This window comes from Enterobacter sp. MGH 24, assembly GCF_000493015.1.
GTDB lineage: Bacteria > Pseudomonadota > Gammaproteobacteria > Enterobacterales > Enterobacteriaceae > Enterobacter.
On record NZ_KI535657.1, the window covers coordinates 4411387 to 4434468 of the forward strand.

A 23082-nucleotide genomic window follows, 5' to 3' on the forward strand; every position below is an offset into this window, starting at 1 on the left:
AGCAGGCTTAAGCCGTTTTATGCTCTACCGCGATATACATCTCGATATCCCAGTAACCGTCTGCATTGCCATCATTGAGATAGCGCTCGAAGCAGGGTTTAAGCGCCATCTGGTACTTATTGTCCTGCAGCAGGGAATTAAAGAACTGATACCACGGCGTGGCGAAGTCGTAGTTTTCCACGCGCGCCGTCGCCACGGCATAATCCCCGGCCGCGATTTCCGTCATCATGACGCCTTCGCTGTTTTCCGGGATAACGAAATCATCCGGTACCGTAACCGCCGTATCGCAGCGCAGTTTTTCCGCCGGGACTTCATCCGGGTTATCGTAGTAGACCGCAACCCACTCCAGCGGCTCAATGTGGCGCCCGTCCACCCACATCACCAGCTGTTCAAAGCCCTGTTTTACCGTTTTTTCCCACGGTCCGACCAAATGAAAACCGGCAATCTTACGTTTCTTTTGCTGCTTGATGCTGTAGTCCATGCTGCCTCCATTTATTACTGTGTATATATACACTATAAAGCGGATTATGAGCGTTCAGCAAACGTGAAGTGTTTATTATGTGAGCAGACTCGCAACCCTGCCAGTCTGCTCATCTGCCGTTAGAGCGTGTGGTGCAGATAATCGCTCAGGCGTGAGAACAGGCCGCCTTTATCAACGGCTTCCAGCGTCACCAGAGGCCAGTGCGCTACCACTTTGTCGCGGTCATAGAGCTGGATCTCCCCGACCCGCTGATGCGCAGCAATGGGTGCTTCCAGCTCTTTTTTATCCAGAACGTATTTGGCTTTGATGTTCGGCACCTCCGCTTTCGGCAGGGCCAGCCAGAAGTCCTGGTCAGTGCCCAGTTTCACCTGCTCCTTATCGCCGTACCAGATTCGCTCTGTCCCCACTTTTTTACCGTTATGCAGGATCTGCACCGTATCGAAATTCTGCTGCCCCCAGTGCAGCAGCTTTCGGGCCTGGTCCTCACGCCCTTTCGGGCTGTCCGCCCCCATGACCACCGCGATTAAACGACGCTGGCCGTCAACGGCGGAAGCAATCAGGTTAAAGCCCGCGCCAGACGTGTGGCCAGTTTTAAGCCCGTCAACGTTCATGGTCTTATCCCACAGCAGGCCGTTACGGTTCTGCTGGGTGATTCCGTTCCAGGTCAGGCTCTTTTCGCTGTACATATGATAAAACTCAGGCTCGCCGTGGATGATGGCCCGGGAGAGTACGGCCAGGTCATACGCCGAGCTGTGCTGGCCCGGCGCGTCCAGCCCGTGTACGGTTTCAAAGTGCGTATCGCGCAGGTTCAGCTTTTGCACGTAGTCATTCATCATCTTTACAAACTGCGGCTGACCGCCCGCCACGTGATCGGCCAGCGCCACGCAGGCGTCGTTGCCGGAATCGACAATCAGACCGCGGCTTAAGTCACGCACGGAGACGCGATCGCCCTCTTTCAGGAACATGAGCGACGAGCCGTCAAAAACCGGGTTGCCTTTTGCCCACGCGTCACGTCCTACGGTAACAATGTCGTCCGGCGTAATGCGGTGGCTATCAATGGCCCGATCAACCACATATCCCGTCATCAGCTTGGTCAGGCTCGCCGGATTACGTTGTTGATGTTCGTTGCCCGCCGTTAAAATCTGACCAGTCGTGTAGTCCATCAGCACCCAGGCGCCAGCCTGAATGGCCGGAGGCTGCGGCGAAAAATCCAGTGGTTCGGCCGCAAAAGCAGATGAGACACTCGAAGCGAGTAAAGAAACAGCAATAAACAGACGGCGTTTCAACGGTATATCCTCAGGTCATTAAAAATCGATGACCTTTTTACGGGAGTTCTGATGTCGTTACCTGGCTTAATTGCAAAAAAATGTGACAGAACGCAGGTTTTTTCCTGAAGCTGGCGCGCAAATTTGCGCCATGACGGTGCTTTTTATTCGGTCTGAACCGCACGATCGTTTACCATAGTGACGTCATTTTTTAACAGGATGGTATTACTGGTGTCTGACTCTGCCGCTCGCCCGACTTTTTTGTTCCACGACTACGAAACCTTTGGCACACACCCGGCGCTGGACCGACCGGCGCAGTTTGCCGCCATCCGTACCGACGACGAATTCAACATCATTGGCGAGCCTGAGGTCTTTTACTGCAAACCGGCTGATGACTACCTGCCGCAGCCCGGGGCGGTCATGGTCACCGGGATCACCCCTCAGGAAGCGCGGGAAAAAGGCGTTACCGAGGCAGAATTCGCCCGACGCATTCACGATCTGTTTACCGTCCCCAATACCTGCGTGGTCGGTTACAACAACATCCGCTTCGATGACGAAGTGACGCGCAACATCTTCTATCGCAACTTCTACGATCCCTATGCCTGGAGCTGGCAGAACCGCAATTCACGCTGGGATTTGCTCGACATCATGCGCGCCTGTTATGCCCTGCGTCCTGAAGGCATTAACTGGCCGGAAAATGAGGAAGGGCTGACCAGCTTCCGGCTGGAACACCTGACGCGCGCCAACGGAATCGAGCACAGCAATGCCCACGACGCGATGGCGGACGTCTATGCCACCATTGCCATGGCGAAGCTGGTGAAAAACGCGCAGCCCAGGCTGTTTGAGTATCTGCTGAGCCACCGCAGTAAACAAAAATTAACCACGCTGATTGATGTGCCGCAGATGAAGCCGCTGGTGCATATTTCCGGCATGTTTGGCGCCTGGCGCGGCAATACCAGCTGGGTCGCCCCACTGGCCTGGCATCCGGATAACCGTAATGCGGTCATCATGGTGGATTTGGCCGGTGATATTTCACCGCTGCTGGAGCTTGACAGCGATACCCTTCGCGAACGGCTTTATACCCCAAAAAATGAACTCGGGGATCTGCCTGCGGTACCGGTCAAACTGGTGCATATCAATAAATGTCCGGTCCTGGCGCAGGCGAATACGCTGCGTCCGGAAGATGCGGACAGACTGGGCATAAACCGGCAGCACTGCCTCGATAACCTGAAAGTGCTGCGCGATAACCCGCAGGTGCGCGAGAAGGTGGTCGCCATCTTTGCCGAGGCGGAGCCGTTCGTTCCGTCTGACAACGTTGATGCCCAGCTCTATAACGGCTTCTTCAGCGATGCCGATCGCGCGGCGATGAATATCGTTCTGCAAACCGAGCCGCGTAATTTACCGGCGCTGGATATTACCTTCGCCGATAAACGCATCGAAAAGCTGATGTTTAATTACCGCGCGCGTAACTATCCCGGCACGCTGGACGAGGCAGAGCAGGATCGCTGGCTGCAGCATCGTCGCAATGTCTTTACCCCTGAGTTCCTTAATAGCTATGCCCAGGAGCTGGAAATGCTTTATGGCCAGTATGAAGGGAATGCTGAAAAACAGGCGCTGTTGAAATCCCTGTTCCAGTACGCGCAAGAGATAGTCTGAAATTCCCAGATAAAAAAACCGGAGACGATAGTCTCCGGTTTTTTTGCCCGGTGGCGCTGCGCTTACGCGGGCCTACGGGTGTGTTTTTTTGTAGGCCGGGTAAGCGCTAGCGCCACCCGGCGAGTCATTATGCAACGTCTTCGTACTGAGGAACCGGATTACGGAAGCTCTTCGTGACGCAGGCCAGGTAAACCAAACCGATAGCACCCCAGATCAGACCCAGAACCATAGAGCTCTCTTCCAGGTTAATCCACAGCGCGCCCACGGTCAGGGCACCACACACTGGCAGCACCAGATAGTTGAAGTGGTCTTTCAGCGTTTTGTTGCGCTTCTCACGGATCCAGAACTGCGAGATCACGGAGAGGTTAACGAAGGTGAACGCCACCAGCGCGCCGAAGTTAATCAGCGCGGTCGCCGTCACCAGGTCGAATTTAATCGCCAGCAGGGCAATAGCGCCAACCAGCAGCACGTTCCATGCCGGAGTACGCCATTTCGGATGCACGTAGCCGAAGAAACGGGTTGGGAATACGCCGTCACGGCCCATCACGTACATCAGGCGAGATACGCCCGCGTGCGCCGCCATGCCGGACGCCAGTACGGTCACGCTGGAGAAGATCAGCACGCCCCACTGGAAGGTTTTACCCGCAACATACAGCATGATTTCAGGCTGTGACGCATCCGGATCTTTAAAGCGAGAGATGTCCGGGAAGTACAGTTGCAGGAAGTAGGAAGCTCCGATAAAGATCAGGCCGCCAATCAGCGCGGTCAGGAAAATCGCTTTCGGGATCACGCGCTCAGCATCTTTGGTCTCTTCGGAGAGAGAAGAGATACCGTCAAAGCCCAGGAACGAGAAGCACAGAATCGTCGCACCGGTAATCATCGGCACAACGTGCGCACCTTCAGACCAGAATGGACGCGTGCTGGTCAGCGTACCTGCACCTTCACCGTGAGAAACACCGTAGATGATCAGGCCAACGATAACCGCCACAATGCCCATCTGCAGAATAACAATCAGGGTGTTGAAGTTCGCCACGGTCTTGATGCTGCGCAGGTTAGAGATGGTCATAAAGGCCACCAGCGCGACAACGAAGATCCACGATGGAACAGAAGGCACCAGCGCTTCGAAGTAAATTTTTGCCAGCAGAATGTTGATCATCGGCATGAACAGATAGTCCAGCAGCGATGACCAGCCCACCATAAAGCCAACCGCCGGGCTAATGGATTTCTGGGCATAGGTGTACGCAGAGCCTGCGGACGGGAAACGGCGAACCAGCTTGCCGTAACTCAGCGCAGTAAAGAGGATCGCGACCAGCGCAAAGGCGTACGCCGTTGCGACGTGACCGTCTGTGAGGCCCGATACGATACCGAATGTATCGAACAGCGTCATCGGTTGCATATAGGCAAGGCCCATCATAACAACCGGAATCAACGTAAGCGTTTTACGTAATTCCACGCGAGAGGTGTTTGGAGTTGCGTTATGCGACATAGTTATTCTCCTTTACGGTGATAACCGCCACGTAAGCGAAAAATTGCCCCATTTCTTTCTTCCTCAGCGACAACAACTGTCGGATTTTAGTAAATATCTATCCGGTACGAAGCCCGGCCTCTTGGTTTTTAGTTTCGTTTCGTACATGCAAAAAAAAATAACCGACGCCTTTTATATCGTCGATTATTCATTTGGTTGCAGCGGCGGCATTTTGCCCCACATCGGATACAAAAGGCAATACTTTGCAAAGCACGGGACAATTTTCTTTTTGCTAACTGGCTGATTTCTGGACGCCGGGCTGAGAGTAAACGGCGGCGATAGCACTATTTGCTAAAATCTCGTCTCGCCACCATGCGCTGGCCAGCCCTGCAGTTTGTTCATTCCAGCCAACCCACACCGATTCATTACTGCTTTGAGCAAGTACCTGTTTTTCAACAAGCGCACCGCTGTCAATAAAGCGCTGCGCCAGATAACGAGGCAAATAGCCGCAGCCCAGGCCGCTAATTTGCAGCTCCAGCTTGGTTTTATAGTCGAAAACGGTAATGGCCTCCTGCTCATCAAGCAGTTGGGAGGAGGCCGAACATTCCGGACGAGCGCTGTCCCCGACCACGATGGCGCGGTAGCCTTTAATCACGCGACGGTTAATAGGCTCGGGTTCCTGAGCCAGGGGATGATGGGGCGCTACGGCAAACACCTGCTCGAGCACGCCCAGCCGGGCAAAACCAAAATCACTCAGCTGGGGAGGCTCGTGGAGTGCCCCGACAAAAATATCCGCCCTGCCCTGCGTTAAGGCATCCCAGGAGCCCCCCAGCACGCCGTTGATAAAGATCAGCCGCGTCACGCTGTGGTGTTGATAGAAGGCTTCAATCAGGGGCGTCAGGAGAGAAAACGGAAAGGTATCATCCACGCCAATGATCAGCTCGTTTTCCCACCCCTGATGGAGTTTTACGGCCTGTTTTTCGAGTTCACGAACGGTGTGGAGAACTTCACGGCCTTTTTCCAGCAGCATCTGTCCGGTGCGGGTAAAACGAGCGCGGTGCCCGGAGCGATCGAGGATCTGGATATTGAGATCGCTTTCCAGTTTTTGAACGGTATAGCTCAACGCAGATGGGGTTTTGTAGAGCTTTGCCGACGCAGCGGCAAAGCTCCCCTCTTTTTCCAGTGCATCCAGAATAATAAGAACATCCAGCAGCGGTTTCATGCTCGCCCCCTTTCGGTGTGCGATGGTCTCCGCTGCGGGACTTATTCCATGGGCATCACCAGCGGATCGGGATACTGATACTCAAACCCCAGCTCATGACAAATACGATTGCCATCAACAATTTTGCCTTTACTGTCATCCTTTGCCTCACCAAAAACCGGTGGCGCCAGGCCCAGCTGACGTGCCATCAGCGGGTAAAACGTGCTGCGCGCCGGATGAGACGGTGCACATATATTATAGATGTGCCCACCTTTCGGAGCCTGTAAGAGTAGCTCAATTGCGCCAACAACATCGTCAAGATGCACAAGATTGACCACATGCTGGCCGTCTGGCGCAGATTTTCCGGCAAAAAAGCGTCCCGGATGGCGACCCGGGCCCACCAGCCCCGCCAGGCGTACAATATCGACCTGCGTGCCGGGAAGATGATGCAGCCAGTCTTCCAGCTCTTTCAGAACCTGACCGCTCGCCGTCACGGGACGGCGCTCGGAACTCTCTTTCACCACGCCCTCAACCTCGCCATAGACCGACGTCGAGCTGGTAAAAATGATGCGCGGAACATGGTGCGCCAGCGCGCTGTCGACGATCTCCTGCATCGCCTGCAGATAAAACGACTCGCCCGGCCCGCTGCGCCGCGCGGGTAGCGTAATCACCAGCGCATCGACGTTCATCAGCGTGTCCAGATCGTCAGCATCACACACCAGCTCCGGTTCAAGACGCAGTTCAACGCCGTCAATACCGCACATGCGCGCTGCCTCTACCCCATCCATCGTGGTTTTGCTTCCGGTCACCTGCCAGCCTTTCGCGGCTAATGACATCGCCAGCGGCATTCCCAGCCATCCTAAACCGACAATCGCGACCTTTTTCATGCGAATTCTCCTGACTCTCACTCGTCTTTTATAAGGCTACGCCAGCCCGGCAGAACACACAATTCATAGCATCAATATGAAATGAATTAATGATCAAAAAAAGCCCTTGCAATATGTCGTACAACTGGTTTAGGTTAAAAGACATCAAATGAATAAGCATTCATCGAGAATTTATATGACACGCGTTCAATTTAAACACCACCATCATCACCATCATCCTGACTAGTCTTTCAGGCGATGTGTGCTGGAAGACGTTTGGATCTTCCAGTGGTGCATGAACGCATGAAAAAGCCCCCGGAAGATCTTCTTCCGGGGGCTTTTTTTTGGACCAAATTCAGACAGGTTAAAACAGGTTAACGAGGAATAAAGAATGTTAGATAACTCACGCTTACGCATAGCTATTCAAAAATCAGGCCGCTTGAGCGACGACTCACGCGAACTGCTGGCCCGCTGCGGGATTAAAATTAACCTGCACACCCAGCGCCTGATTGCTCTGGCTGAGAACATGCCCATCGACATTCTGCGCGTGCGTGATGACGATATTCCCGGCCTGGTCATGGACGGCGTCGTTGACCTCGGCATCATCGGTGAAAACGTGCTGGAAGAAGAGCTGCTGACCCGCCGCGCGCAGGGCGAAGATCCGCGTTACTTCACCCTGCGTCGTCTGGACTTCGGCGGCTGCCGCCTGTCGCTGGCAACGCCGGTTGATGAAGCGTGGGACGGCCCGGCCGCGCTGAACGGCAAACGTATCGCCACCTCTTACCCTCACCTGTTAAAGCGTTATCTCGACCAGAAAGGCGTGCAGTTTAAATCCTGCCTGCTGAACGGCTCCGTTGAAGTGGCGCCGCGTGCGGGTCTGGCGGACGCCATCTGCGACCTCGTCTCTACCGGCGCGACGCTGGAAGCAAACGGTCTGCGCGAAGTGGAAGTGATCTACCGCTCTAAAGCGTGCCTGATTCAGCGCGACGGCGAGATGGCGGACGCTAAGCAGCAGCTGATCGACAAACTGCTGACCCGTATTCAGGGCGTGATTCAGGCGCGTGAGTCCAAATACATCATGATGCACGCCCCAACCGAGCGTCTGGAGGAAGTTATCGCCCTGCTGCCGGGCGCCGAGCGCCCGACCATCCTGCCGCTGGCCGGCGATCAGCAGCGCGTGGCGATGCACATGGTGAGCAGCGAAACCCTGTTCTGGGAAACCATGGAAAAACTGAAGGCGCTGGGCGCAAGCTCCATCCTGGTGCTGCCAATTGAGAAGATGATGGAGTAATGGCCATGAGCTTTAACACGATCATCGACTGGAATACCTGTAGCGACGCACAGCAGCGCGAGCTGCTGATGCGCCCGGCGATTTCCGCCTCTGAAAGCATCTCCCGCACCGTGGCGGAGATCCTGGATAACGTTAAAGCCCGCGGCGATGACGCGCTGCGTGAATACAGCGCAAAATTTGATAAGACGGAAGTCGGCGCATTACGGGTTACCGAGCAGGAAATCATTGATGCCAGCAATCGTCTGGGTGATGACATCAAACAGGCAATGGCCGTCGCGGTGAAAAACATTGATACCTTCCACACCGCGCAAAAGCTGCAGCCCGTGGATGTCGAAACCCTGCCCGGCGTGCGCTGCCAGCAGGTCACGCGCCCGGTTGCGTCCGTCGGCCTCTATATTCCCGGCGGCTCTGCCCCGCTTTTCTCCACCGTACTGATGCTGGCGACACCCGCGCGCATTGCCGGGTGTCAGAAAGTGGTGCTGTGCTCACCGCCACCGATTGCCGACGAGATCCTCTATGCGGCGAAGCTGTGCGGCGTGCAGGCGGTCTATAAAGTGGGCGGCGCGCAGGCGATTTCAGCCCTGGCGTTCGGTACGGAATCCATTCCGAAGGTCGACAAAATCTTTGGCCCGGGCAATGCGTATGTGACCGAAGCCAAACGCCAGGTCAGCCAGCGTCTGGACGGCGCGGCCATCGATATGCCTGCCGGCCCGTCTGAGGTGCTGGTGATTGCCGACAGCGGCGCAACGCCGGACTTCGTCGCCTCAGACCTGCTTTCTCAGGCGGAACACGGCCCGGACTCGCAGGTCATCCTGCTGACGCCGGATGCCGATATGGCGAAACGCGTGGGCGAAGCCGTTGAACGCCAGCTTGCCGACCTGCCCCGCGCCGACACGGCACGCCAGGCGCTAGCGGCCAGCCGCCTGATTGTGGCGCGCGACCTGGACCAGTGTATTGCCATCTCCAACCAGTACGGCCCGGAGCATCTGATTATTCAGACCCGCAACGCGCGCGATCTGGTCGACAGCATTACCAGCGCGGGCTCGGTGTTTCTTGGCGACTGGTCACCGGAGTCCGCTGGCGATTACGCCTCCGGTACCAACCACGTTCTGCCGACGTATGGTTATACCTCTACCTGTTCCAGCCTGGGCCTGGCGGATTTCCAGAAACGCATGACCGTGCAGGAACTCTCCCGCGACGGGTTTGCGTCACTGGCTTCGACTATTGAAACCCTGGCTGCCGCCGAGCGGCTGACCGCCCACAAAAATGCCGTTACGCTGCGCGTTGCAGCCCTGAAGGAGCAAGCATGAACATTGAAGAGTTAGCCCGCGAAAATGTCCGTCGCCTGACGCCTTACCAGTCCGCGCGTCGTCTGGGCGGCAAAGGGGATGTCTGGCTGAACGCCAACGAATTCCCGACTGCGGTGCAGTTTGAGCTGTCGCAGCAAACGCTGAACCGCTATCCGGAGTGTCAGCCGAAAGCGGTAATTGAAAACTACGCGCAGTACGCGGGCGTGAAGCCGGAGCAGGTGCTGGTCAGCCGCGGCGCGGACGAGGGCATTGAGCTGCTGATCCGCGCATTCTGCGAGCCGGGCAAAGACGCCGTCATGTACTGCCAGCCGACCTACGGCATGTACAGCGTCAGCGCGGAAACCTTCGGCGTGGCGTGCCGCAACGTGCAGGCGCTGGAGAACTGGCAGCTGGATTTGCAGGGCATTGCCGACAATCTCGATGGCGTAAAAGTGGTGTTTGTCTGTAGCCCGAACAACCCGACCGGACAGATTATCAACCCGCAGGATATCCGCACCCTGCTGGAGATGACGCGCGGTAAAGCTCTGGTGGTGGCCGACGAAGCCTATATAGAGTTCTGCCCGCAGGCGACGGTGGCAGGCTGGCTGGAAGAGTACCCGCACCTGGTGGTACTGCGTACGCTTTCGAAAGCCTTTGCTCTCGCGGGTCTGCGCTGCGGATTCACCCTGGCGAATAAAGAGGTCATCGACCTGCTGCTGAAAGTGATCGCCCCGTACCCGCTCTCGACGCCGGTTGCCGATATTGCGGCACAGGCGCTGACGCCTCAGGGAATCAACGCGATGCGCGAGCGCGTGGCGCAAATTCTGGAGGAACGTCAGTATCTGGTGACCGCCCTAAAGGATATCCCTTGCGTGGAGCAGGTATTCGACTCGGAAACTAACTACATCCTGGTGCGCTTCACCGCATCGAGTGCCGTATTTAAATCTTTATGGGATCAGGGCATTATCTTACGAGACCAGAATAAACAACCTTCTCTGAGCGGATGCCTGCGCATTACCGTCGGCACCCGAGCAGAGAGCCAGCGCGTCATTGACGCCCTGAAAGCGGAGAAAGTATGACCCAGAAGATCCTTTTCATCGATCGTGACGGCACCCTTATTTCGGAGCCACCAGCCGATTTTCAGGTCGATCGATTCGACAAGCTGGCTTTTGAACCGGACGTGATCCCGGTGCTGCTTAATCTGCAAAAAGCAGGCTTTAAGCTGGTGATGATCACCAACCAGGACGGTCTGGGTACCGACAGCTTCCCGCAGGCGGACTTCGACGGCCCGCATAATCTGATGATGCAGGTGCTGACCTCTCAGGGCGTGGTGTTTGATGACGTGCTGATTTGCCCGCACATGCCGGCCGATGAGTGTGACTGCCGTAAGCCAAAAGTGAAGCTTGTAGAGCGCTACCTGGCTGAAGATGCGCTGGATAAAACCAACAGCTATGTCATCGGCGATCGCATTACTGATATTACGCTGGCGAAAAATATGGGCATCGCGGGGCTGCGCTACGACCGCAACAACCTTAACTGGGCGAAGATTGGCGAGCAGCTGACAAAACGCGACCGCTATTCTCACGTTGAGCGCAACACCAAAGAGACGCAGATTGATGTGAAGGTCTGGCTGGACCGTGAAGGCGGCAGCAAGATCCACACCGGCGTCGGTTTCTTCGACCATATGCTGGACCAGATTGCCACCCACGGCGGTTTCCGCATGGAGATCGCGGTAAAAGGCGATCTTTATATTGACGATCACCACACCGTGGAAGATACCGGCCTGGCGCTGGGCGAAGCCCTGAAGCTCGCGCTCGGTGACAAGCGCGGCATCAACCGTTTCGGCTTCGTCCTGCCGATGGACGAGTGTCTGGCGCGCTGTGCGATGGACATCTCCGGTCGTCCGCACCTGGAATATAAAGCCGATTTCACCTATCAGCGCGTGGGCGATCTCAGCACCGAAATGGTGGAGCACTTCTTCCGCTCATTGTCCTACACCATGGGCCTGACGCTGCACCTGAAGACCAAGGGCAAGAACGACCACCACCGCGTGGAGAGTCTCTTCAAAGCCTTTGGCCGTACCCTTCGCCAGGCGATTCGCGTGGAAGGTGACGCCCTGCCCTCGTCGAAAGGAGTGCTCTAATGAACGTGGTGATTCTGGATACCGGATGCGCCAACCTGAACTCCGTGAAATCGGCCATTGCGCGCCACGGCTATGAGCCGGCGGTGAGCCGTGACCCGGACGTGGTGCTGCGCGCCGACAAACTCTTTTTACCGGGCGTGGGAACCGCCCAGGCCGCGATGGATCAAATTCGCGAACGCGAGCTGGTCGATCTGATCAAAGCCTGTACCCAGCCGGTGCTGGGCATTTGCCTGGGCATGCAGATCCTGGGCCGCCGTAGCGAAGAGAGCAACGGCGTTGACCTGCTGGGCATTATTGACGAAGACGTGCCGAAAATGACCGACCACGGCCTGCCTCTGCCGCATATGGGCTGGAACCGCGTTTACGCCAAAGCAGGCGATCGGCTGTTTCGCGGCATCGAAGACGGTGCGTATTTTTACTTCGTGCACAGCTACGCCATGCCGGTGAACGTGAACACGATCGCCCAGTGCACCTACGGCGAGGCGTTTACGGCAGCCGTACAGAAAGACAATTTCTTCGGCGTGCAGTTTCACCCGGAGCGCTCTGGCGCCGCTGGCGCGCAGCTGCTGAAAAACTTCCTGGAGATGTGATGATTATTCCCGCTTTAGATTTAATTGACGGCACGGTTGTCCGTCTCCACCAGGGCGATTACGGCCAGCAGCGAGACTACGGAAACGACCCGCTGCCGCGTCTGCAGGATTATGCCGCCCAGGGGGCTCAGGTGCTGCATCTGGTGGATTTGACGGGCGCGAAAGATCCGGCGAAGCGCCAGATCCCTCTGCTGAAAAATCTGGTCGCCGGTGTTGATGTACCCGTCCAGGTCGGCGGCGGCGTGCGTACTGAAGATGACGTTGCGGCGCTGCTGGACGCGGGCGTGGCCCGCGTGGTGGTAGGTTCAACCGCCGTGAAAGATCCTGAGACGGTAAAAGGCTGGTTCCGCCGCTTTGGCGCCGACGCCCTTGTACTGGCGCTGGACGTGCGTATTGACGGACAGGGTAACAAACAGGTGGCCGTGAGCGGCTGGCAGGAAAACTCTGGCGTGACGCTGGAAGAGCTGGTCGATATCTATCTTCCCGTTGGCCTGAAGCACGTGCTATGCACGGACATCTCCCGCGACGGAACGCTGGCGGGCTCTAACGTCTCGCTGTATGAAGAGGTCTGTGCGCGCTATCCGCAGGTGGCGTTCCAGTCTTCGGGCGGTATCGGTGATATAGACGACGTGGCCGCGCTGCGCGGTACCGGTGTGAAGGGTGTGATTGTGGGCCGGGCCCTGCTGGAAGGTAAATTTACTGTGACGGAGGCGATTCAATGCTGGCAAAACGGATAATTCCTTGTCTTGACGTACGCGATGGTCAGGTCGTGAAAGGCGTGCAGTTCCGCAACCACGAGGTCATTGGCGACATCGTCCCGCTGGCAAAACGCTATGCCGATGAAGGCGCCGACGAGCTGGTCTTTTATGATATCACCGCTTCCAGCGATGGCCGCGTGGTCGACAAAAGCTGGGTCGCGCGCGTGGCGGAAGTGATCGATATTCCGTTCTGCGTGGCGGGCGGGATTAAGTCCGCAGACGACGCCGCCAAAATTCTCTCGTTTGGTGCCGACAAGATTTCCATCAACTCTCCAGCCCTCGCCGACCCGGAGCTGATCACCCGCCTGGCCGATCGTTTTGGCGTGCAGTGTATTGTGGTTGGGATCGACACCTGGTATGACGCCGCAACGGGCAAGTACCACGTCAATCAGTACACCGGCGATGAAAGCCGCACGCGCGTGACGCAGTGGGAAACGCTCGACTGGGTGCAGGAAGTGCAGAAGCGTGGCGCGGGTGAGATTGTTCTCAACATGATGAACCAGGACGGCGTGCGTAACGGCTATGACCTCGAGCAGCTGAAAAAAGTCCGCGCGGTCTGCCACGTTCCGCTGATCGCCTCCGGCGGCGCGGGCACCATGGAACACTTCCTTGAAGCCTTCCGCGACGCGAACGTGGACGGTGCGCTGGCCGCTTCCGTGTTCCACAAACAGATAATTAATATTGGTGAGTTAAAAACGTACCTGGCCGACCAGGGCGTGGAGATCAGGGTATGTTAACAGAGCAACAACAGGCGCAGCTGGACTGGGAAAAAACGGACGGATTACTGCCGGTGGTTGTCCAGCATGCCGTCTCAGGCGAAGTGCTGATGCTGGGATATATGAACCAGGACGCGCTGGCGAAAACGATCGACAGCGGCAAAGTGACCTTCTACTCCCGCACGAAACAGCGCCTGTGGACCAAAGGGGAGACTTCCGGTCATTTCCTGAACGTGGTCAGCATGACGCCCGACTGCGATAACGACACGCTTCTGGTACTGGCAAACCCGATTGGGCCGACGTGCCACAAAGGGACCAGCAGCTGTTTCGGCGAGACGAGCCACCAGTGGTTATTCCTGTATCAACTTGAACAGCTGCTGGCAGAGCGTAAAACGGCGGATCCTGAGAGTTCCTACACCGCGAAGCTGTACGCCAGCGGAACCAAGCGTATCGCACAGAAGGTAGGAGAAGAAGGCGTTGAGACGGCGCTGGCCGCAACCGTGCATGACCGCGAGGAGCTAACGAATGAAGCGTCTGATTTAATGTATCACCTGCTGGTGCTGCTGCAGGATCAGGAGCTGGATTTGACGGCGGTGATTGAGAATCTTCGCAAACGTCACAAATAAAAAAACCGGGGATAATCCCCGGTTTTTTTTAACTGCAAATCAGGCTTTGGGTTTGTAGGTGCGCAATGCGTTGCGCCCCAGTACGAAACTTGAACCGATTATGCCACCCAGCAGCACGGAAAGAATCAGTACAATCGCTTTTTTCGGGCTGTCACGACGAACAGGAAGATCCGGTTTCATCACGTAGCGATAAACATGGATTGTTTCCGGATTTACGTTGAGATTCTCAATATCCAGCAAGTTCTGCTTGGTCTGGTAGTACGCAACTGAGAAGACCAGCGGACGAGACGCTTCGTTATCGATCATCGACTTAAGCGCTTCACTTCCCAGAAGGAACATGGTTTCCTGCGTTACGTCCTGGGTTTGCTGGATCTGCGGCGTGCTGATTTTCGCTGCCTCAGCATTTTTCAGCGCCTCAGTGATTTGCTTGATACGCAAATCTTTCTGCTCCTGAGCCACTTTTTCCTGGTTTTCCAGTGAGTCATTAAGCGTGGTGATCTGCTGTTTAATGTTGTCTTTAAGGTCGAGAGCGAGCTCCTTCGCCGTTTGCTTGTCAATCTGCTGGATGTACTGTGCCAGCTGTTTTTGCGCAGCTTCCGCAGACTCACCGGTATAGGAGACGCTCAGCGGCAGCGTCTGGCCCTTAACGGTAGCGTCGATGGTCAGCTTTTCTGGTATCTCCTGGTTTTCGAGCGCTTGCGCTAAAGCAGAAAATGAGGAATTGAAACGGTTAATAGCACGGTTTTGAATGTCCGGCAGTGAAGGTGCTGCGCTACCGTACAGGATATTCAGTGCATTGGCGTAAGTGGCAATCTGCGCCGCATCTGGCTGAGAAATGATCGCGGAAGAGGTCCATTTCTCTTTTGCGACAGTAATATAAATACCCGCCAGGACGATAAAAACAGCAACAAAAGCGCCAATTACCCACTTTCCACGCCACAGCTGTAGCACTAAATCAAGTAAATCAATTTGCTCCGGAACATTACTGCTATTAACCGGAGTATTGTTGTTCTGCGTCATACAATCCCTAACAGATGAAAAAGGGCAAAAATAATCATGTTTACATAGTGTATCTGTTGCCAGCGATTTTTCTATCAGAATCCGATGAGTTATATCGGAAAGATGGGTTATATAACTCGCGGTCAACGCGCTATCATATAGCAATTCTGATGCCTCAGGCATCGACTAGATAGAAAAGTAATGAGGGAAGATATGAAATTTTTGGTTACGGGCGCGGCAGGGTTTATCGGTTCTCATGTCAGTAAACGCTTGCTGGATGCCGGACATCAGGTCGTCGGGATTGATAATCTCAATGACTACTATGATGTGAACCTCAAGCTGGCGCGTCTGGATCTGCTCAAATCCGATAATTTCACCTTCCAAAAGCTGGATTTGGCCGACCGTGAAGGCATGGCAGCGCTCTTCGCCAACGAGAAATTTGACCGTGTGATCCATCTGGCCGCACAAGCGGGGGTACGCTACTCGCTGGAAAATCCGCACGCTTATGCAGATGCTAACCTGGTGGGTCATCTCAACGTGCTGGAAGGCTGTCGTCATAACAAGGTTCAGCACCTCCTGTATGCTTCTTCCAGCTCCGTTTATGGTCTGAACCGTAAGATGCCATTCTCTACTGATGACTCAGTGGATCATCCGGTTTCACTCTATGCGGCGACCAAAAAAGCCAATGAGCTGATGTCTCACACCTACTCGCATCTCTACAACCTGCCGACAACCGGGCTGCGCTTCTTTACGGTGTACGGTCCCTGGGGACGCCCGGATATGGCCCTGTTTAAGTTTACCAAGGCGATGATTGAAGGGAACAGCATCGACGTCTATAACTACGGCAAGATGAAACGTGACTTTACCTATATCGACGACATTGCTGAAGCGATCATCCGTCTTCAGGATGTGATTCCTCAGGCCGATGCGGACTGGACCGTCGAGACCGGTTCCCCGGCGACCAGCTCTGCGCCTTATCGCGTTTACAATATTGGTAACAGCTCTCCGGTCGAGCTAATGGATTACATTACGGCACTCGAAGAAGCACTCGGCAGACAAGCGGAGAAAAACATGATGCCGATTCAACCGGGTGACGTGCTGGAGACCAGCGCAGATACGAAAGCCTTGTATGACGTTATAGGCTTTAAACCGCAGACCTCGGTCAAAGACGGGGTAAAAAACTTTGTCGACTGGTATCGCGCTTTCTACAAGGTCTGAAAATAAAAAACCCGGCAACCAGGCCGGGTTTTTTACGTGCGTTAAGAGTAATCAATCACTTCCGAACAGATCGCGGGTATAGACTTTATCCGCCACGTCCGCCAGCTCTTCCGCCATGCGGTTAGAGATTATCACGTCCGCTTCCTGCTTGAACGCATCCAGATCTCGAACCACACGGGAGTGGAAGAACTCGTCTTCCTGCATCGCAGGTTCGTAAATAATAACCTGAACGCCTTTCGCCTTAATACGCTTCATGATCCCCTGAATGGAAGACGCGCGGAAGTTATCAGAGCCGCTCTTCATGATCAGACGATAGACACCAACCACTTTCGGCTGACGCGCAAGGATAGAATCAGAGATGAAGTCTTTACGCGTGCGGTTGGCATCCACAATCGCGGAAATCAGGTTGTTTGGCACCGCCTGATAGTTTGCCAGCAGCTGCTTAGTATCTTTTGGCAGGCAGTAACCGCCGTAGCCAAACGATGGATTGTTATAGTGATTGCCGATACGCGGATCCAGGCAGACACCTTCAATGATCTGGCGTGTGTTCAGGCCGAGGCTTTCTGCATAGCTGTCCAGCTCGTTAAAGTAGGCCACACGCATGGCAAGATAGGTATTGGCGAAGAGCTTGATCGCTTCCGCTTCGGTGGAATCCGTGAACAGTACCGGAATATCTTTCTTGATTGCGCCTTCCTGCAGCAGTGCGGCAAAACGCTCTGCTCGCTCAGAGCGCTCACCGATCACGATACGGGAGGGATGCAGGTTATCGTATAACGCCCTGCCCTCGCGCAGGAATTCTGGCGAAAAGAAGACATTATCAATACCCAACTCTTCTTTAATCGATTTAGTGAAGCCTACTGGGATGGTCGATTTAATGATCATCACCGCTTTCGGGTTGATTGCGACAACGTCTTTGATCACCGCTTCTACGGTTGAGGTATTAAAGTAGTTGGTTTTAGGATCGTAATCGGTGGGAGTGGCGATGATGACGAAATCTGCGTCGCGATAGGCATCTTCTTTGTCAGTCGTTGCACGGAAGTTCAGTGGTTTATTAGCAAGATATTCCTGGATCTCTTTATCGACAATCGGGGATTTCTTTTGATTAAGCATATCCACTTTGGACTGAACGATATCCAACGCCACCACTTCGTGGTTTTGAGCGATCAGAATGCCGTTTGATAGGCCTACATAGCCTGTTCCGGAGATAGTTATTTTCATTCGTTTAACTTCTTCAAGTTTAAGTTTCAGGAGGCGTAAGCACGCCACCGCAATAAACAACTGTTGAGGTTTTTACCTCTTATGTTGAGTAGCTGTCAAGGCGAATGCCTGGCTGCAGAAATGAGAAAATGCAGTGGTTTATACGGGGTTGAAAGACATTAACTGCACAAAGCAAGTCCAGATGGGCGTATACGTGATAAAAAAAGCCCGGCGATCATCACCGGGCTTTTTTAGCAGGCTGCTTTAAATCAGATTAATCCAGCCATTCGGTATGGAATACACCTTCTTTATCGGTGCGTTTATAAGTATGCGCACCGAAGTAATCACGCTGTGCCTGAATCAGGTTCGCTGGCAATACTGCAGCACGGTAGCTGTCATAGTAGGCCACCGCAGCAGAGAAGGTCGGAACAGGGATGCCGTTCTGGACAGCATAGGCAACCACGTCACGCAGCGCCTGCTGATATTCGTCCGCAATTTTCTTGAAGTACGGTGCCAGCAGCAGGTTAGCGATACCGGCGTTTTCAGCGTAGGCATCGGTGATTTTCTGCAGGAACTGCGCACGAATGATGCAACCCGCGCGGAAGATCTTCGCGATTTCACCGTAGTTCAGATCCCAGTTGTTCTCATCTGACGCCGCGCGCAGCTGAGAGAAGCCCTGCGCGTAAGAAACGATTTTACCCAGGTACAGGGCACGGCGCACTTTCTCAACGAATTCGGCTTTATCACCTGCTGGTTTGGCCTGTGGGCCAGACAGCACTTTAGATGCCGCGACGCGCTGCTCTTTCAGGGAAGAGATATAACGCGCGAAGACAGATTCGGTGATCAGAGACAGCGGTTCGCCCAGATCCAGAGAGCTCTGGCTGGTCCATTTACCGGTACCTTTGTTCGCGGCCTCATCCAGAATCACATCAACCAGGTATTTACCCTCTTCATCTTTTTTCGTGAAGATATCTTTGGTGATGTCGATCAGATAGCTGTTCAGCTCGCCTTTGTTCCACTCGGTGAAAGTCTCAGCGAGTTCTTCATTGGAAAGGTTCAGGCCGCCTTTCAGCAGGGAGTAAGCTTCAGCGATGAGCTGCATGTCGCCGTATTCGATGCCGTTGTGCACCATTTTCACATAGTGACCCGCGCCGTCTGCACCGATGTAGGTTACACACGGCTCACCGTCTTCAGCGACGGCTGCGATTTTGGTCAGGATAGGCGCAACCAGTTCGTATGCATCTTTCTGACCGCCAGGCATGATGGATGGACCTTTCAGAGCCCCCTCTTCACCACCGGAAACACCGGTACCGATAAAGTTGAAGCCTTCAGCAGACAGCTCACGATTACGACGAATGGTGTCCTGGAAGAAGGTGTTACCGCCATCAATAATGATGTCGCCTTTATCCAGATATGGTTTCAGGGAGTCGATAGCTGCATCGGTACCTGCGCCCGCTTTCACCATTAACAGGATACGACGAGGTGTTTCCAGAGACTCAACGAACTCTTTAACCGTATAGAAAGGCACCAGTTTCTTACCTGGATTCTCAGCGATGACTTCTTCGGTCTTATCACGGGAGCGGTTGAATACGGAGACGGTATAACCGCGGCTTTCGATGTTGAGCGCCAGGTTGCGCCCCATCACTGCCATACCGACAACGCCGATCTGTTGCTTGGACATTACATACTCCTGTCTTGGGGATAATCACTGCGATGCAATGCAGTTTGAATGTATCTATGATGTTAACTCAAGCCAGCTACTTGTGGATAGCCTTTGGTGCGCTTACGTTTGCAACGAAATGCAATGGGTAAATAAGTAAGCAATTACCCTTTATTCTTTAATCAACATCGCGAGATATTGACCATAAGCCGTTTTCTTGAGTTTCTCTGCCTGAGCGGAGATCTCTTCTGCAGTTAACCATTTCTTACGGAACGCAATCTCTTCCAGGCAAGCCACCTTCATTCCCTGCCGCTTTTCAATCGTGTGGATGTACTGAGACGCCTCTATCAGGCTGTCGTGGTTCCCGGTATCAAGCCAGGCAAACCCACGTCCCAAAAGCTGTACGTCCAGCTCTTCACGCTGCAGATACATTTGATTCAGGGTCGTAATTTCCAGTTCACCCCGCGCCGAAGGCTTCACCTCTTTCGCCATCTCCAGTACGTTGTTATCGTAGAAGTAGAGCCCTGTAACCGCCCAGTTAGATTTTGGCTTCAGCGGTTTTTCTTCAATAGACAAGGCTTTATAATGCTCATCAAATTCAACGACACCGAATCGCTCAGGATCCTGCACCTGATAACCGAACACCGTTGCCCCGGACGTTTTACTGGCCGCGTCTTCCAGTTTCTTACTGAAACCGTGACCAAAGAAGATATTGTCGCCAAGAACTAAAGCACAGGGGTCATTCCCCACGAACTTCTCACCGATGATAAATGCCTGAGCCAGGCCATCGGGCGAGGGTTGCACTGCATAGGTGAAATTCACGCCGAACTGGGAGCCGTCTTTCATCAAACGCTGAAAGGCGGGCATATCCTCCGGGGTGGTAATGATTAAAATATCGCGAATTCCGGCCAGCATCAGGACAGAAACGGGATAGAAAATCATCGGTTTGTCGTAAATTGGGAGCAATTGTTTAGAGACACCTTGCGTAATGGGATAAAGACGCGTGCCTGACCCACCTGCTAAAACAATTCCTTTCATTACTTATACCTCGATTATTTATTCAGCCCGAGTCGTTCACCGGCATAAGATCCATCAAGCACACGTTGCCACCATCTTTCATTGGAGAGATACCATTTGATGGTCTTCTCAATACCACTTTCGAACGTTTCCTGAGGGACCCATCCGAGTTCGCGTTCAATCTTACTGGCATCAATCGCATAGCGAAGATCGTGCCCCGGTCGGTCTTCCACAAAGGTAATCAGGTCGGCAAAACTGTTTATATTGGCCGGTTTGTTCACTATGATGCTATCGAGAATTGAACACACTGTTTTAACAACATCAATGTTTCTACGCTCATTGTGGCCGCCGATACAGTACGTTTCGCCGGTTTTCCCTTCCGTCGCCACTTTGTACAGTGCTCGGGCATGATCCTCTACGTACAACCAGTCACGCACCTGTTCTCCGTTACCGTATACCGGCAGAGGTTTTCCCGCCAGGGCGTTTAGTATGATCAGCGGGATCAACTTTTCCGGGAAATGATATGGCCCATAGTTATTGGAACAGTTTGTGATGATAACAGGCAGACCATAAGTCCGGTTCCACGCTCGAGCCAAATGATCGCTTCCCGCTTTAGAAGCGGAGTAAGGGCTGCTCGGCGCATATGCGCTCTCTTCATTGAACAAGCCCTCACTGTCGTGAAGGTCGCCAAAGACTTCGTCGGTAGAAATATGGTGGAACCGGAATCCTGCTTTTTTCTTATCATCAAGAATTGAATAATGCTGACGCGCGGCTTCAAGCAACGTGAACGTACCTATCACGTTGGTCTGGATAAACGCAGCCGGACCATCAATAGAGCGATCAACATGGCTTTCTGCAGCCAGATGCATGACAATATCCGGCTTAAACTCGCGGAACAGAGCGCTTATACCCACAGCATCCGTGATATCAGTACGCGAAAATGAATAACGGGAACTCTTTTCAACGGATGCCAGGGACTCAAGGTTGCCCGCGTAGGTCAAACAATCAACAACGCAGACCGTATCCTGCGTATGATTAATAATATGACGGACGACGGCAGATCCGATAAAACCTGCTCCACCTGTTACGAGTATTTTCATATTCCCTTCACTATTTCTGGCTAAGACAGACAGCATTACGTTTATTAACTAAGATACTATTAAAATCAGTAAGCGCCTTTTCTGAACAGGACAACATTCACTGTTTTGAACAAGATTACGATATCATTCCACAATGACCAGTTTTTAACATACCACGAGTCAAAATAAACGCGGGTAGTATAATCGACATCATTACGACCGCTTACCTGCCATAATCCCGTCATACCTGGCTTCACCATCAGGTAATAATCGACATCATCCGCATAACGTTCTAACTCTTCCTGAATCACCGGGCGAGGACCAACAAGACTCATCTCACCTTTGAGCACATTAAATAACTGTGGAAGCTCATCAAGGCTTGTTTTACGAATAAACCGGCCGATAGCCGTAATACGTGGATCGTTCTTGAGTTTGAAATCTTTTTCCCATTCGGCACGGGCTTCAGGATCATTCTCAAGTAATTCCGCCAGTATTTCTTTTGAGTTAATATCCATAGAGCGGAATTTGTAGCAGTCAAATGACTCTCCACGTCGCCCTATCCTGCTATGGGCATAGATTGCCGGGCCGCCATCGCGTGATACTTTGTACCAGAGATAGACAAACAGCGGGGAGGAGAGCAAAAGAATAGCTGACGTACAAACAATATCGAAAGTACGTTTAATAAAACGTGATGTCAGTTTTGCGAGGTTGTTGTGGACCTGCAGCAGCAAGACTTCATGGCTAAAAATGAAGGACATGCTGGTGCCGTAAAGTGGGAATCCTCGCAGAGAAGGAATAATAATGACATTACGGCATTTATGTCTGGCAAGGAAACGTAGCCAGTTCTCAAATTTATCTTTTTCATCAAAATCACAGGCGACAACGAACTGTGTAGAAAAAGCATTGTAGTGAGTTAAGAGAGTCTTTTCATCTTTAACAATAGGGCACTCTTCCAGAGTATCCGCTGTTGCATCAAAATCACAGAAGGCATCAATTTTAAAACCAGATACTTCATGGCTTTGCAGGGCGAAATATGCCTCACGGGCATTACGTCCAGAACCTAATATGACAGTGCGCTTCTTCCAGTAGCCAAGTTTATTAAGCAAAACTTTTGTTAGTTCTCTCGAAACCGGAACCATAATGATGGCATATATCCAGCAATAGGCCCAAATATACCGAGAGAAATGCCATTTTGAGAATGCAACCAGGGCGAGGTCAAAAATAGAAAAAATGACAATAGTTCGTAGTGTCTCTTTCAGCTCAGACCAGAATGGTTTTTTCTGTGCGTAATGGCGTAAACGGACGCCAAACCAAAGTACACATAATGTTGTCAGAACAAGATGCGACAGAAGACGAACGTCCATCTGAACCAATGGCATGAAGGTATTCAAATCACCAATGAAGAACATGATGGTTAAAAATGAAAGCCCTAAAGAGATATTTAACCAGAAAAAATCCGAAAGCATCAAAGCTATGCGACAAACAAATTCTTTCTTTTGATCTTGAAATACGCTACTTTTCATTATTTATTCCCTGGCATAAATCCCAAGATTTATGCCGTGGTC

23 protein-coding genes and 1 other annotated feature are annotated in these 23082 nt (G+C 53.2%); of the genes, 11 read left to right on the plus strand and 12 right to left on the minus strand.

The genetic code is table 11. The features are described 5' to 3' along the window. Positions 1–7: 7 nt before the first annotated feature. Both sbmC and dacD read right to left on the minus strand, forming a co-directional pair. Positions 8–481 (minus strand): DNA gyrase inhibitor SbmC, encoded by a 474-nt coding sequence (gene sbmC / locus L370_RS01380; RefSeq protein ID WP_023336233.1) that lies wholly within the window; start codon positions 479–481, stop codon positions 8–10. A 119-nt stretch (positions 482–600) separates the two neighbouring features. Continuing rightward, positions 601–1767: a serine-type D-Ala-D-Ala carboxypeptidase DacD gene (dacD, locus tag L370_RS01375; RefSeq protein WP_023336234.1), complete on the minus strand. Its 1167-nt coding sequence runs from the start codon at positions 1765–1767 to the stop codon at positions 601–603. Between the two features lie 198 nt (positions 1768–1965). On the opposite strand from dacD, the gene sbcB reads away from it, so the two are divergent. Further along, positions 1966–3402, plus strand: a complete 1437-nt coding sequence (gene sbcB / locus L370_RS01370; RefSeq protein ID WP_369796166.1) for an exodeoxyribonuclease I — start codon at positions 1966–1968, stop codon at positions 3400–3402. A 127-nt stretch (positions 3403–3529) separates the two neighbouring features. Here sbcB and L370_RS01365 read toward each other — a convergent pair whose 3' ends face one another. From L370_RS01365 to L370_RS01355, 4 genes are all read right to left on the minus strand, one after another. Next, positions 3530–4888, minus strand: coding sequence for an APC family permease (locus tag L370_RS01365; RefSeq protein ID WP_023336236.1), 1359 nt, complete (start codon positions 4886–4888; stop codon positions 3530–3532). After that, entirely contained in the window at positions 4878–4940 is a 63-nt protein-coding gene (gene yoeI, locus L370_RS23525) for a membrane protein YoeI (protein WP_099458931.1), read from the minus strand. Before yoeI ends, L370_RS01365 begins: the two co-directional genes overlap by 11 nt. A 219-nt stretch (positions 4941–5159) precedes the next feature. Next, a complete protein-coding gene (locus L370_RS01360; protein WP_023336237.1) occupies positions 5160–6089 on the minus strand; it encodes a LysR substrate-binding domain-containing protein in 930 nt (309 codons plus the stop codon). Between the two features lie 41 nt (positions 6090–6130). Then, entirely contained in the window at positions 6131–6955 is an 825-nt protein-coding gene (locus L370_RS01355) for an SDR family oxidoreductase (RefSeq protein WP_023336238.1), read from the minus strand. A gap of 175 nt (positions 6956–7130) precedes the next feature. Between L370_RS01355 and hisL the strand changes: the two genes are divergently transcribed. The 9 genes from hisL (at position 7131) to hisIE (ending at position 14347) form a co-directional block, all read left to right on the plus strand. Then, entirely contained in the window at positions 7131–7181 is a 51-nt protein-coding gene (hisL, locus tag L370_RS23530) for a his operon leader peptide (RefSeq protein ID WP_001364200.1), read from the plus strand. Next, positions 7157–7280, plus strand: a sequence feature (His leader region). It overlaps the preceding gene by 25 nt. Before the next feature lie 45 nt (positions 7281–7325). Next, positions 7326–8225, plus strand: coding sequence for an ATP phosphoribosyltransferase (gene hisG, locus L370_RS01350; protein WP_003859492.1), 900 nt, complete (start codon positions 7326–7328; stop codon positions 8223–8225). Between the two features lie 5 nt (positions 8226–8230). After that, on the plus strand, positions 8231–9535 hold the full coding sequence (hisD, locus tag L370_RS01345; protein ID WP_023336239.1) for a histidinol dehydrogenase: 1305 nt from the start codon (positions 8231–8233) through the stop codon (positions 9533–9535). Then, entirely contained in the window at positions 9532–10593 is a 1062-nt protein-coding gene (gene hisC, locus L370_RS01340; protein WP_023336240.1) for a histidinol-phosphate transaminase, read from the plus strand. Before hisD ends, hisC begins: the two co-directional genes overlap by 4 nt. Next, complete coding sequence (gene hisB, locus L370_RS01335) at positions 10590–11657, plus strand: bifunctional histidinol-phosphatase/imidazoleglycerol-phosphate dehydratase HisB (RefSeq protein WP_023336241.1); 1068 nt, start codon at positions 10590–10592, stop codon at positions 11655–11657. Before hisC ends, hisB begins: the two co-directional genes overlap by 4 nt. Then, a complete protein-coding gene (gene hisH, locus L370_RS01330) occupies positions 11657–12247 on the plus strand; it encodes an imidazole glycerol phosphate synthase subunit HisH (RefSeq protein ID WP_023336242.1) in 591 nt (196 codons plus the stop codon). Before hisB ends, hisH begins: the two co-directional genes overlap by 1 nt. After that, positions 12247–12984, plus strand: a complete 738-nt coding sequence (hisA, locus tag L370_RS01325; RefSeq protein ID WP_023336243.1) for a 1-(5-phosphoribosyl)-5-[(5-phosphoribosylamino)methylideneamino]imidazole-4-carboxamide isomerase — start codon at positions 12247–12249, stop codon at positions 12982–12984. The genes hisH and hisA overlap by 1 nt, the downstream gene beginning before the upstream one ends. After that, positions 12966–13742, plus strand: a complete 777-nt coding sequence (gene hisF, locus L370_RS01320; RefSeq protein ID WP_023336244.1) for an imidazole glycerol phosphate synthase subunit HisF — start codon at positions 12966–12968, stop codon at positions 13740–13742. The genes hisA and hisF overlap by 19 nt, the downstream gene beginning before the upstream one ends. Further along, positions 13736–14347 carry a bifunctional phosphoribosyl-AMP cyclohydrolase/phosphoribosyl-ATP diphosphatase HisIE gene (gene hisIE / locus L370_RS01315; RefSeq protein WP_023336245.1) on the plus strand — a complete coding sequence of 204 codons (612 nt, stop codon included), beginning with the start codon at positions 13736–13738 and terminating at the stop codon, positions 14345–14347. The genes hisF and hisIE overlap by 7 nt, the downstream gene beginning before the upstream one ends. 39 nt (positions 14348–14386) lie before the next feature. Here the strand turns inward: hisIE and wzzB are convergent, their stop codons facing one another. Continuing rightward, positions 14387–15367, minus strand: a complete 981-nt coding sequence (gene wzzB, locus L370_RS01310) for an LPS O-antigen chain length determinant protein WzzB (RefSeq protein ID WP_023336246.1) — start codon at positions 15365–15367, stop codon at positions 14387–14389. A gap of 192 nt (positions 15368–15559) precedes the next feature. Between wzzB and L370_RS01305 the strand changes: the two genes are divergently transcribed. Beyond that, complete coding sequence (locus L370_RS01305) at positions 15560–16564, plus strand: NAD-dependent epimerase (RefSeq protein WP_023336247.1); 1005 nt, start codon at positions 15560–15562, stop codon at positions 16562–16564. Between the two features lie 51 nt (positions 16565–16615). Here the strand turns inward: L370_RS01305 and ugd are convergent, their stop codons facing one another. From ugd to wbaP, 5 genes are all read right to left on the minus strand, one after another. Then, complete coding sequence (gene ugd / locus L370_RS01300; protein WP_023336248.1) at positions 16616–17782, minus strand: UDP-glucose 6-dehydrogenase; 1167 nt, start codon at positions 17780–17782, stop codon at positions 16616–16618. 253 nt (positions 17783–18035) lie between these two features. Beyond that, on the minus strand, positions 18036–19442 hold the full coding sequence (gene gndA, locus L370_RS01295) for an NADP-dependent phosphogluconate dehydrogenase (protein WP_023336249.1): 1407 nt from the start codon (positions 19440–19442) through the stop codon (positions 18036–18038). Positions 19443–19592: 150 nt separating this feature from the next. After that, complete coding sequence (gene rfbA, locus L370_RS01290) at positions 19593–20459, minus strand: glucose-1-phosphate thymidylyltransferase RfbA (RefSeq protein ID WP_023336250.1); 867 nt, start codon at positions 20457–20459, stop codon at positions 19593–19595. A 14-nt stretch (positions 20460–20473) separates the two neighbouring features. After that, entirely contained in the window at positions 20474–21538 is a 1065-nt protein-coding gene (gene rfbB / locus L370_RS01285) for a dTDP-glucose 4,6-dehydratase (RefSeq protein ID WP_032642813.1), read from the minus strand. A gap of 65 nt (positions 21539–21603) precedes the next feature. After that, on the minus strand, positions 21604–23040 hold the full coding sequence (wbaP, locus tag L370_RS01280) for an undecaprenyl-phosphate galactose phosphotransferase WbaP (RefSeq protein ID WP_023336252.1): 1437 nt from the start codon (positions 23038–23040) through the stop codon (positions 21604–21606). Between the last annotated feature and the right edge of the window lie 42 nt (positions 23041–23082).

Excerpts from the sequence above, each read along its gene's own strand:
- hisD (WP_023336239.1), top strand. The coding sequence starts at position 8,231 with ATGAGCTTTAACACGATCATCGACTGGAATACCTGTAGCGACGCACAG.
- sbmC (WP_023336233.1), bottom strand. The coding sequence starts at position 481 with ATGGACTACAGCATCAAGCAGCAAAAGAAACGTAAGATTGCCGGTTTT.
- L370_RS01360 (WP_023336237.1), bottom strand. The coding sequence starts at position 6,089 with ATGAAACCGCTGCTGGATGTTCTTATTATTCTGGATGCACTGGAAAAA.
- wzzB (WP_023336246.1), bottom strand. The coding sequence starts at position 15,367 with ATGACGCAGAACAACAATACTCCGGTTAATAGCAGTAATGTTCCGGAG.
- hisB (WP_023336241.1), top strand. The coding sequence starts at position 10,590 with ATGACCCAGAAGATCCTTTTCATCGATCGTGACGGCACCCTTATTTCG.
- gndA (WP_023336249.1), bottom strand. The coding sequence starts at position 19,442 with ATGTCCAAGCAACAGATCGGCGTTGTCGGTATGGCAGTGATGGGGCGC.
- hisF (WP_023336244.1), top strand. The coding sequence starts at position 12,966 with ATGCTGGCAAAACGGATAATTCCTTGTCTTGACGTACGCGATGGTCAG.
- hisIE (WP_023336245.1), top strand. The coding sequence starts at position 13,736 with ATGTTAACAGAGCAACAACAGGCGCAGCTGGACTGGGAAAAAACGGAC.
- L370_RS01365 (WP_023336236.1), bottom strand. The coding sequence starts at position 4,888 with ATGTCGCATAACGCAACTCCAAACACCTCTCGCGTGGAATTACGTAAA.
- hisH (WP_023336242.1), top strand. The coding sequence starts at position 11,657 with ATGAACGTGGTGATTCTGGATACCGGATGCGCCAACCTGAACTCCGTG.
- hisA (WP_023336243.1), top strand. The coding sequence starts at position 12,247 with ATGATTATTCCCGCTTTAGATTTAATTGACGGCACGGTTGTCCGTCTC.
- rfbB (WP_032642813.1), bottom strand. The coding sequence starts at position 21,538 with ATGAAAATACTCGTAACAGGTGGAGCAGGTTTTATCGGATCTGCCGTC.
- rfbA (WP_023336250.1), bottom strand. The coding sequence starts at position 20,459 with ATGAAAGGAATTGTTTTAGCAGGTGGGTCAGGCACGCGTCTTTATCCC.
- sbcB (WP_369796166.1), top strand. The coding sequence starts at position 1,966 with ATGGTATTACTGGTGTCTGACTCTGCCGCTCGCCCGACTTTTTTGTTC.
- hisC (WP_023336240.1), top strand. The coding sequence starts at position 9,532 with ATGAACATTGAAGAGTTAGCCCGCGAAAATGTCCGTCGCCTGACGCCT.
- L370_RS01305 (WP_023336247.1), top strand. The coding sequence starts at position 15,560 with ATGAAATTTTTGGTTACGGGCGCGGCAGGGTTTATCGGTTCTCATGTC.
- wbaP (WP_023336252.1), bottom strand. The coding sequence starts at position 23,040 with ATGAAAAGTAGCGTATTTCAAGATCAAAAGAAAGAATTTGTTTGTCGC.
- L370_RS01355 (WP_023336238.1), bottom strand. The coding sequence starts at position 6,955 with ATGAAAAAGGTCGCGATTGTCGGTTTAGGATGGCTGGGAATGCCGCTG.
- hisG (WP_003859492.1), top strand. The coding sequence starts at position 7,326 with ATGTTAGATAACTCACGCTTACGCATAGCTATTCAAAAATCAGGCCGC.
- ugd (WP_023336248.1), bottom strand. The coding sequence starts at position 17,782 with ATGAAAATAACTATCTCCGGAACAGGCTATGTAGGCCTATCAAACGGC.